Annotated in this window: 5 protein-coding genes; 4 read left to right on the top strand and 1 reads right to left on the bottom strand. The window is 57.3% G+C overall.

The window, feature by feature from the left end; all coding sequences use genetic code 11:
* Positions 1-202: 202 nt before the first annotated feature.
* Positions 203-1,378 carry a serine hydrolase domain-containing protein gene (locus DYY88_RS18740; protein ID WP_084607161.1) on the bottom strand — a complete coding sequence of 392 codons (1,176 nt, stop codon included), beginning with the start codon at positions 1,376-1,378 and terminating at the stop codon, positions 203-205.
* 223 nt (positions 1,379-1,601) lie between these two features.
* Here DYY88_RS18740 and DYY88_RS18735 point away from each other — a divergent pair, with 223 nt between their 5' ends.
* The 4 genes from DYY88_RS18735 to DYY88_RS18720 all read left to right on the top strand — a co-directional run bounded on the left by DYY88_RS18735 (position 1,602) and on the right by DYY88_RS18720 (position 10,917).
* Complete coding sequence (locus DYY88_RS18735) at positions 1,602-3,329, top strand: FAD-dependent oxidoreductase (RefSeq protein WP_063776206.1); 1,728 nt, start codon at positions 1,602-1,604, stop codon at positions 3,327-3,329.
* Between the two features lie 774 nt (positions 3,330-4,103).
* Positions 4,104-5,129 carry a DUF11 domain-containing protein gene (locus tag DYY88_RS18730; RefSeq protein ID WP_052288628.1) on the top strand — a complete coding sequence of 342 codons (1,026 nt, stop codon included), beginning with the start codon at positions 4,104-4,106 and terminating at the stop codon, positions 5,127-5,129.
* Entirely contained in the window at positions 5,129-8,878 is a 3,750-nt protein-coding gene (locus DYY88_RS18725) for a hypothetical protein (protein WP_201279071.1), read from the top strand. Before DYY88_RS18730 ends, DYY88_RS18725 begins: the two co-directional genes overlap by 1 nt.
* Positions 8,878-10,917 (top strand): OmpA family protein, encoded by a 2,040-nt coding sequence (locus DYY88_RS18720; protein WP_039728848.1) that lies wholly within the window; start codon positions 8,878-8,880, stop codon positions 10,915-10,917. Before DYY88_RS18725 ends, DYY88_RS18720 begins: the two co-directional genes overlap by 1 nt.
* The last annotated feature ends 47 nt before the right edge of the window (positions 10,918-10,964 follow it).

Raw genomic sequence — 10,964 nt, 5'->3', positions numbered from 1 at the left:
CATGCTCACTCAAGGGCTGATGGTTCGTATCTTCAGCTTATGGCGAGTGAGCTTTTTTACTGACTGAGCGATTTATCAAACATCCTCTAAGGGCAGGGTAGTGAAGTCGATCTGTGACTCAACAGAATGGCTTTCCCCCTCACGAACAGGTAGGGGCCTGGTGCAGGGGCATCCGTCAGCCATTTTGCCAGTTGCATTGACCTCACGGCTGCTCGGTACGGCGGGATAAGGCTCGGATGAGGGTATTCGGAATCACGGCATCATCCCAGTTATCTGGCTGTTCGCCCATGCGGACGATGACCAGCTCGTAAGTCGGCAACACAAACACTCTTTGAATGCCACGCCCATCGAGATGGAAACCGCGTGGATCGAGATAGGGCACGGTCGCGGTGGTTTCGACGTTGGGGTGGTCGGGGGTCCGGGCCTGGACCCAGATATGTTTGCCAAAGGTTGATTCAATGGGGGAGGGGGTGAGCATGGCGGCCAGCCAATCAGGAGAAATCACCGTCTGCCTTTTCCATTGCCCTTGATTGAGAAACAGTTGCCCGATGCGAGCCCAGTCGCGCAGGGTGGCAAATAGGCAACAAAAAGTTTTGGCTGAGCCGTCGGGGCGATCGAGCCACACACTCGCGGGGTTCGCGCCGATCGCTTGCCAGAGTCGAGTCGCCAAATATTCGGGATAGGCGATACCCGTGGCTCGCTCCAACACGATCGCCAGAATCTGGCTATTCACATTGTTGTAGTCAAACACCTCGCCGGGGGGGCGCACGCGAGGAATGCTGAGGGCGGTTTGCTCAACATCAGAACCGATGTAGAGATGAACGAGGTCGGAGGTTGGACTGGTGGTGCTGCGTTCGTTGCGCAGGCCCGACTGCATGTAGAGCAGATCTTGTAGGGTGATTTGAGCGCGATCGCCCCGTTGCCATTCGGGCAAATAGTTAGCGACGGGCTCCTCCACCGAGGCGATCGCGCCCTCAGCGATCGCTTGCCCAATCAATAAGCCGACGATGCTTTTAGTCATCGACATGGCATTGAATTTAGACGACTGGTCATAGCCCTGCCAATACTGTTCCAGCACGATTTCGCCCTGATGCATGACTAGCAACCCTGTGGAATTGCGTTCAGCCGCATAGTCGGCGACGGATTGGAGGGCGGCAGCAAACTCAGGGGGGGGAGGTTGGGCCGCTACGGGCAAAGGTTCATCGTCACCCCCGGGCACAGCCGCTTGGGGCTGATACCAATCGACCGCCATGATGGGCTGCTCTGGATAGGTCATGGCGCGGCTGACAAATCGCCAGTCGGGCAGGACTAGGGTGACGGCGAGAGCGATCGCAGTCAGCAGCAGGAGTCGGTAGCGGTGACGTTGAGGCAGCGCCATGGGGAAATAGCCGGGGTAAATGGGGCAAAGGGGCGGGGGCGGTTGAACTCTTAACTCTTTGCTAAAGCTGGATGTCACAACGCAGTTTGCGACTAAAACACTAAGTAGAGAAATATGTCTCGCCAGGAATATAAGCTGGCGCTGGCTTTGAGCGTAGCAAGATCCTGAGGAACCTGTCGGTTGCCCCAGGGCGGCTCCGCCAATCGTAGAACGAGGAGGCGTTATGAAGATTGTGGTTGTGGGTGGTGTGGCTGGGGGCGCTTCGACGGCAGCTCGAGCCCGCCGATTGGATGAGTCAGCCGAAATCATCGTGCTGGAAAAGGATCAGTACGTCTCCTATGCCAACTGTGGCTTGCCGTATCACGTAGGCAAGGTGATTGAAGATCGCGACAAGCTATTGGTGCAGACCCCTGAGAGATTGAAGCAGAGCTTGAATCTGGATGTACGAACCGGCCACGAGGTAACTGCCATTGATCGCGAGCAAAAAACCGTAACTGTGCGGGCGATCGCCACGGGTGAGACCTATCAGGAAACCTATGACAAGTTAGTGCTGTCGTTAGGGGCGAATCCGATTCGTCCACCGTTGCCCGGCATCGACCATCCCAAGATTCACGTGTTGCGCAACATTCCCGATATGGATGCGATTTTGGCGACGTTGGGCCAGGGCGCCAGTCGGGCGATCGTGGTAGGCGGCGGTTATATCGGCGTCGAGGTGGCCGAAAACTTAGTTCACCGAGGGTTACAGGTCGATCTACTGGAAATGATGGGGCAAATTATGGCCACCCTCGATCCAGAAATGGCGCGGGATTTGCAATATCACCTTGAAGACCACGGGGTGCAAGTCCATCTCCAGACGGCGGCCCAGTCCTTTGAAGATGACGGCGGACGCATTCGCACCCAGTTGTCGAATGGGGAAACCATCACGGCAGACCTGGTGGTGATGGCGGTTGGGGTGCGTCCCAATACGGCGCTGGCGACCGACTGTGGCTTGCCAGTGGGACCACGGGGCGGCCTACAAACCGACAAGCATATGCGCACCATCGATCCTGACATTTATGCCGTAGGTGACATGGTGGAAACGGAAAATTTTGTGACCGGAGACGCGATGCTCGCGGCGCTGGCTGGTCCCGCAAATCGTCAGGGCCGTATTGCCGCCGACAATATCTTTGGCCACGGCAGTCAATACCGCGACACCCAGGGCACGGCTATTGTCAAAATTTTTGATATGGCGGGGGGCGGCACTGGAGCGTCAGAGCGATCGCTCCAGCGGGCTAACATTCCCTACCGCAAGGTTTACCTGCACCCGTCTTCCCACGCGAGCTACTATCCCGGCTCATCGACGCTGCATCTCAAAGTGTTGTTCTCTCCAGCAGAAGGCAAGCTGTTGGGGGCACAGGTAGTCGGCTTTGACGGCGTCGATAAGCGCATTGACGTCTTCGCCACGGCCATGCGGGCGGGGATGACGGTATTTGACTTAGAGCATCTGGAACTGAGCTATGCTCCCCCGTTTGGCTCCGCCAAAGACCCGGCCAATATGGCGGGCTTCCTCGGCGCGAATCTATTGCGGGGCGATGTTCATTTTTGGTATCCCGACGACTATCCGGAAAAGACGCAAATTGGCACCCTACTGGATGTGCGCACCCCGCGCGAGTTCGAAGAATGGCATATTCCCGGAGCCGTGCACCTACCGCTGAATCAAGTGCGCGATCGCTATGCGGAAATTCCCTCCCATAGCCCCATCTTTGTGTACTGCCGCTCAGGTTTTCGTAGCTATCTGGCCTATCGCATTTTGGTGCAAAGCGGGTTTAGCCACGTCTCCACCCTGGCGGGCGGATTACTGACTTACAGCTGCTTTTACCAGACGCCTTATTCCACTGGCACGGCCCACTATCCAGCGATCGCCCATGCAGAAGATCAGATGGCTGAAAAGGTGCTTTCTCAAACGGTTTAAGCCAGCCACTTGGCTGATGTAAAGTAACCGAATATCTACAGAGTAACTGACTCCTTGAGGTGTTCTCTAGGAATAAATTTCCCATCGTAGGTTGGTGTCGAGGAACGAGCCCCAACCTACTTGAATCCTTGATGCTGTTGGGTTTCCTGACGTCAACCGCAACCTACACCGCACCTTCTTTCGGGTAATTTCTTTTTTCAGAGATCTCTTAAGTTCAGTGGGTAACAGCTCGAAAGATTTGGCGAGAAAACTGCATGGTCTGCTGCTGTAGCTGAGAAATGCTGACCGGATGAAGCCAGCTTGAGGAGACGAAGACACCTCAAGCTGGCTTCTTATCTATTCACCGATAGCTGTCACGCTTTCTTCAGCGCATGAGGATGAGTCGTGTAGAGAACTCTAAAGTCGAAAACTGACAGTCCTGCATTTTTGTAACCTTTGGAGCGGTCTCACCAAAACATTTGGACAAAATATTGCTCAATAATCAAATAACTTGTCAGATACGTCAGAAAACTAATTCCAACCGGAAAGTTTTGCGAGATTTATCAATTCTTTAAGCTGTTTAGGGTATATTTACGGACATCTTTGCTGTACTCTTAATTCCCGTAAAGCGCTGTTAGTGATATCCACACACTTAATACAAACGTATTTTGCGTGGGTTTACTGAGCTGACTTTGCAAAATGTGGTGTATTTCGGGCTTTCTGTGATCCTTCGGGATCAGCGTAGTCTCTAGCAGACTCGCAATTTGAGGATGTGAACTTGGTCTCCTGAATAGAATGTTGCGACTTGATTGGATCTTTTCCATTCTGGGTTCGGCATACCGACTTGTCGGATTTTTGGCCCGTCCCCTGAAGCGTCGGTTTTGGCTACAAGCGGCGATCGCCTTTATCGTCGTTCAGTTGCTCAACTGGTCTGGTTCCGTACCAGGGGTTGGTTTTGAGCCTGTCAATGCACAGGTGGGAGCTAACGGTTGTCCGAGTGGCGTTATTTGTAATCGTGCAGGCGGCAGTTATGTTGACGCCAACAACAATACAGTAAGGGTCAGCTCGAATCGAACAGACCTGCAAGCGGCTATAGCAGTACCGTTAACAATCATTAAAACTGCAGATCGTGGCGCGGCTGAGCCGGGTGATGTAGTGGTCTATCGTCTGCTGGTGCGCAACCCAGGGACAGCTCCTGCGGGACCATTGACGATTACGGATGAGTTGCCGCTCGGAATGCAATTCATTGAAGAATCCGTCCGCACCTCACCACTACAGTTCACTAGCATTACGACCCGCGATCGCAGCTTTACCCTCGACTTTGGCGGCGCTTCGCTGGGCGGCGGCCAAGAGTTATCCGTAGTGTATGCCGCCCTTGTGACCCCCGATGCCATTCGAGGCTCTGGTCGCAACGTCGCCCAAGCGCTGACACCGAGCAGTAGTGCATCTGCCACCAATGAGTTAGCCATTCGGCCCGGTATTTTGGCCGATTGTGGCACCCTTGTTGGTCGAGTCTTTGTTGATAAAAACTTCGACGGTGAGCAGCAGCCTGGGGAGCCAGGGGTGCCCAACGCCGTGGTCTTTATGGATGACGGCAACCGGATTCTGACCGACGCCGATGGCTTATTCTCAGTCGCCAACGTGCTAGCAGGCAATCGAGTTGGCACATTAGATCTGACCAGCCTACCGGGCTACACCCTGGCCCCTAACCTGTTCCGATTGGCCGATAACAGTCAATCGCGACTGGTGCAGCTAGAACCCGGTGGTCTCGCTCGGATGAACTTTGGCGTCACACCCGCATTTGGGGAGGAGCAGGGGTGATGAAAACCTTACTTGCAATGATTGGCTGGCTCGTAGTCAGCGCCTTAGCCGCTGATGTCATGGGCGTCGCGATCGCCCAAACATCAGATGAGGGTACCGATGCCACCGCATCACCCTCGGGTGGAGCCGCATCGCCATCGGTCATCAACTTGGCCGCTGCGGGCGCTACCGCCGAGCGATCGCCCGCCACTAACGTCTCGACGAATGCCGCTGCCCTGTCCAATCTCGACGCAGTCGGCGTAGATAGTGTTACCCACTCGGCCCCCCGTGAGCGCGAGATCGCCCCTGTCTCCACTGGAGATACGGCTCGCCGCAGCACTGAACGCGCTAGTGAGGCGACGGCATCGGCTCCGCGATCGCGGACTCCCAGAGCTGGGCAATTAGGCATTGCTAGCACCCGACTCTCAGAGCTCCCCGCGACGGCAGAGCTAACCGCCCAGTCAAATCCTCAACCCTTACCCGAAATCCCGGAGGGTGCAGTCTTATCGGAAACCGCAGTCGAGGAGTCGCTGCTAGAGTTTAATCTCAGCTTCGTGCCGGTGACCGATCCCGTGGTGCCCGCCAACCGCCGTTCCACCATCGAGTTTGAAGGTCGCATTACTGACCCCGACGGTAACCTCATCGCGAGGGACGTGGTGGTAACACTGACCACCGGGGCCGGTGAGTTTCAAGGGGCCGATTACGATCCCGATATGGCAGGCTTTCAAGTATTGGCCCGGCGCGGTCAGTTCAGCGCGATTTTGCGATCTACCCTCGATGCCCAGCAGGTTCGTATTCGGGCTGCAGCCGACGCCTACGAGGTGCAAGGTCTAGACCCTGATGAAGACGTCACGCTAGATCGACTAGAACCGCTCGAAACCTTTGCCCAGGTCGAATTTGCTACTAACCTCAGACCGACCCTGATTTCCGGTGTGGTGGATGTGCGTCTTGGCCCTGGCGGCACGAATTTTTGGGGTAGCTATGCCGATTTTCTAAACCCCGACGACATCGGCGACACCGAATTTGACCTCGGGGCGGCCTTGTTCGCCACGGGTACTTTGGGTGATTGGCAATTCACCGGGGCGATGAATACCCGGCGAGCCCTCAACGAGACCTGCGATGGCAATCGCCTGTTCCGGAATGATCAGTTTTGCGACAACTCGTATCCGGTCTATGGCGACAGCTCGCAGGTCGACTTTCTCACCCCCTCGATTGACAGCTTCTTTGTCCGCTTCCAACGCGATTCAGAAGTGGCTGGGGGCGAGTCAGACTACTTCATGTGGGGCGATTATCAAACCACTGAGTTTGCTCGCGCTTCCCAAGAGTTCACTTCAATCACGCGCCAACTGCATGGCTTTAAGGGCAACTACACCCTGGGCAACCTGCAAATCACGGCCATGTACGCCAACAATTTGCGTCCCTTCCAACGGGATACGATCGCCCCTGATGGCACCAGTGGTTTCTATTTCCTGTCCCGCCGCGTCATCTTGCCCGGCAGCGAAAACGTTTTCATTGAAACGGAAGAACTCAACCGCCCAGGCACCGTAATTTCGCGGGAAGCCCTGACGCGGGTCAGCGATTACGAAATTGATTACGATCGCGGCACCCTCTTGTTCCGCCAGCCGATCTACCGTACCCGCGTTGACGAATCGGGCCGCACCTTGGTCACTCGCATCGTCGCGACCTACGAGGTGGACTCAGCGGATGAGGGCAACCTGTACGCCGGACGCTTCCAATACAACTTTAAGGCAGGTCAACCGAACGCTGGCGGTTGGGCGGGCATCACGCTGCTGTCTGAAGACCAGGGTGATCAGGACTTTTCGCTGTATGGGGCGGATGTGCAAGTACCCCTGGGCGAAACCGGTTCCTTCACTGGGGAATATGCTCGTTCCTCCTTCGATCGCTTTGGCGAATCTGCGGACGGCAGTGCCTACCGACTAGAAGCCCAGGGTCCCCTCTTTGATCCCGCTGTGCAGGGTATCGCCTATCTCCGGAGCGCAGACGAGGGCTTTACCAACACGGCGACGACGAGCTTCCGACCGGGACAGACTCGTTGGGGGGCGGGTGTCAACGCGGCAGTCGGCCCAACGACTCAAGTCAACGTTCAATTTGATCAGGAGATTAATCGGGGCGTCGCGCCAGAAATCATCACCGATGAGTTTGACCTGTTCCGCCCCGGACAGTTTGCGGAGCCCGGCGATCGCGTGGACAATACCCTGACTACTTATCGTGCCGGGGTTCGACAAGCAATTGGCTCCGTGGATGTTGGTCTGGATTATGTGAACCGCGATCGCACCGATCGCCTCACCGACACCAGTGCCAACTCCCAGCAGTTTGTGCCCCAGGTGGCTGTGCCCATCACGGGCGACCTCCAGTTTCGCGCCCAGAGCGAAATCAACATCGGCAGCGACGAAGATATCGCCTACCCCGATCGCACTATCCTGGCGCTCGATTGGGCCGTGCAACCGGGCGTGACCATGCGCTTGTCGCAGCAGTTCATCACTGGCAGCGGCGTCGAACCGCGCAACATTACCAGCCTCGACACCATCGCCGACTACGACTTGGGCGACAACACCTCGTTGCGCAGTCGGTATTCGCTGATTGGTGGCTACGGCGGCCTCATCGGCCAAGCGGCTCTGGGACTCAATCACCGCATCATTTTGGCCCCGGGCTTGCGGGCCACCGTCGGCGTGGAGCATGTGATCAACGATGCTTTTAACAACACGGGCGCGGGGCAACAGTTTGAGCAGCCCTACGCCGTGGGCCTCGGCGGCACGGCCCTCGGCATCCTCGGCGGCACCTCCTACTCAGCTGGTTTGGAATACACCAATAACCCTGATTTTCAGGCCAGCGCCCGCATTGAACACCGCGACTCCGCGGCGGGCAACAACACGGTGTTTACCGCTGCTGCTGCGGGCAAAGTCACGGATGAACTCACAACGCTGTTCCGGTTCCAAACCGCCAACTTTGCCAACCAGGGTATTACCGAAGAGTTGGGCAATTCCTCTGAACTGAAGCTGGGCATGGCGTATCGCAATCCCATCAGCGATCAGTGGAATGCTCTGATGAGCTACGAATATCGGCGCAATCCCTCGACCACGCCGGATTCTCTGTTGATTGACAGCGGCATTGGCTCCTCTGACCACACCCTGGCCTTAGAGGCGATCTATGCCCCCAGTTGGCAATGGGAGTTTTACGGCAAATATGCTTTCCGCCTGAGTGACGCGACCCTGGCCGATGATTTCACCTTCTCGAACTCCATTCACCTGATGCAGTTCCGCACGGCCTACCAGTTTGCTTACCGCTGGGATGTGCTGGGCGAGGTGCGCTACATCACACAGCCAGAAGCCAGCTTCAACGAAGTGGGGACTTCCCTCGAGTTGGGCTATTACCTCACGCCAGACCTGCGCATTGGCGTAGGCTACAGCTTTGGCAGCGTCGATAATGACGGCTTTGGCGGCGGCTATCGCTCGGCCAGCGGCCCTTACTTGGGCGTCCAGCTCAAGGTTAACGAGCTGTTGAATGGCTTTGGCGTGCAGCCCGATGTGGTGCCCCAGCAGCAAGAAGAATCGCTGGTCGACACGGCCAACGCCCCCGCTGATGCCGACCCCGAGGCAGCGGAACCGACGCCAGATGACCTTTCTTTTATCCAGCCAGCGGCGACCGCAGCGGTCGTGACAGCGCTGGTTAATGCCGCTGGTGACTTCGCCACTGACTTGTCGGCGATCGCGACGGTGCCCCCTAATTCATCCCGTGATAGAGGTATCTGATGAACACGCTGTGGACAGTTTTGGCCCTCGGAACCGGCCTCAGCCTGGTGACCACCGGGGCGATCGCACAAGCGCCGAGCGGCTATGACATCACCGTCAATAGCGCGATCGACGGCCCCGTCACCCCCGATGAGTCTCTGACCTTGCGGGAAGCCATTTTGTTGGCGAATGGAGCACTAGCTTTAGAAGCGCTATCCTCAGCAGAGCAAGGGTTCGTTACTCCGGCTTCAACTAGCACCATTGGCTTTGACCTGCCCAGTGACGATACCGCGATCGCCCTCACCGCGGCGTTGCCCCCTTTGCAGGCCCCTGGCCTCGTACTCGACGGCACTTCCCAACCCGGCTATGGCGAGACTCGTCCCTATTTGCCGAATACCCCTGTGCCCGTCGTGAGTCTCACTCCCGCTGAGGGTATCGAGGTGTTGACGGGACTGACCATCACGGGCTCCGATGTGACCGTGCGCGGGTTGAATATATATGGCTTTGAAGCGGTTCCCCGCATTGCCACCCTGACCACCCCGTCGGCAGACATTTTGGTGATCAACCGTGACTTGCCCGCTGATCTTGACCCCGACGCCCCCATGTTTGAAGGGTTGGAACTGGCCGACCCCGAAGCGACCATTACGGGCGTCACCATTGAGCAAAACTGGCTCGGCACGCGACTCGATGAGTCCATGCCCGAGCAGCGATCGGCGGCGGGGGTCGTGGTGCACAACGCCACCGACGTGCGCATCGCCAATAACCTGATTCAGCATCACGAGGCCAGTGGCGTGATCACGGGCTTCCGCGCCGATGGCCTGGAACTCGATGGCAACGCCATCATCGGCAACGGCCTCGCGGGTATGCCTGACGGTGTGCGTTTGGAGGGCTCCCTCATCGGCGCAGCGGTGACCAATAACCTCATCTGCGCCAACGACGGCAGTGGTATTTATCTGTTCAAACCCGACGGCTCGGTACAAATTGAGTCCAATGCCATTCGGTTTAATGGGCGTCGCTTCCGCCGCGCGGCGGTGTATGTGATGGGTCACGGTCATACCATCGTGGGCAATGACATTGGCTACCAGCCGGGGCCTGGGGTGGCGGTTTCCGCCTATCCGCAGAGCAATCGCAACCTGATCCGCGCCAATCAATTTACGGGCCTGGATGGCCTCAGCATCGATCTGCTGGCCCAAGGCAACAGCGACATCCTCCATTTTCAGCGAGGCGATGGCCCCAACCCGCCCCGCAATCATCACCACCGTCGGGCCGAAACGGGCAACGGCGCAATTAACGCCCCCGACTTTAAGGTCTACGCCTTTCGCACTGGCCCCGACTACGCCATCGTGGGTCAGGCCGACCCCGGTAGCGAAGTCGATCTGTATCAAATCAAAGAAGATACGGGCGTTTACAGCCCCCTCGGCGAGCCGCTGATGACCACGACCGCCGACGCCGACGGCAACTTTAGCTTTGACTGGGATACCGAAACCGGCGCTTGGGTAAGCGCGATCGCCTCTGACCCTGAATATGGCACCTCCGAGCCTTCTCCCGTCATCGGCCTACCCGCCAGCGATGGCACCCTGCCGGAGCGCCTGCCCGCCACCATCCCCTTTGAGGCCAGCTGTTATGGGCCGGTGGCTAGCACCCCCACCCCCCGCATCGAGCCGATTGTGCTGCGGGTACCGCGCAATATTCACTTTGCCCTCGACCAGTCCTTCATCAGCCTCGAAAGCTCCTTTATCCTGGATCAAATCGCCGACGCGATGCAGACCTATCCCTCGCTCACCGTCGAGTTGCAAGGACATACCGATCCCCGAGCTAGCGTTGGCTACAACCAAGCCCTGAGTGAACGCCGCGCCCTCGCCGCCCGCGATTATCTGCTCAGCCGAGGCATTGCCGCTGAACGCATGCGCATCGTGCCCTTTGGCGAATCACGACGGCGCACCCAGGGCAACACCACTCTGGACTATGCCCGCGATCGCCGCGTGGAATTCATCTTTACCGACACCCAGGGGCTCGACATCATCTTCGAAGCGGTCGAAACCGACCTGCAGATCGAATAGCGTCCATCTGTCAAATTGCTTAAAGTTTTTATCTCGTCTTCCATTTG

This window comes from Leptolyngbya iicbica LK (genome assembly GCF_004212215.1).
GTDB lineage: Bacteria > Cyanobacteriota > Cyanobacteriia > Phormidesmidales > Phormidesmidaceae > Halomicronema > Halomicronema iicbica.
Note: the sequence above shows the minus strand (reverse complement) of the source record. Positions and strands in the feature narration are given on the sequence as shown.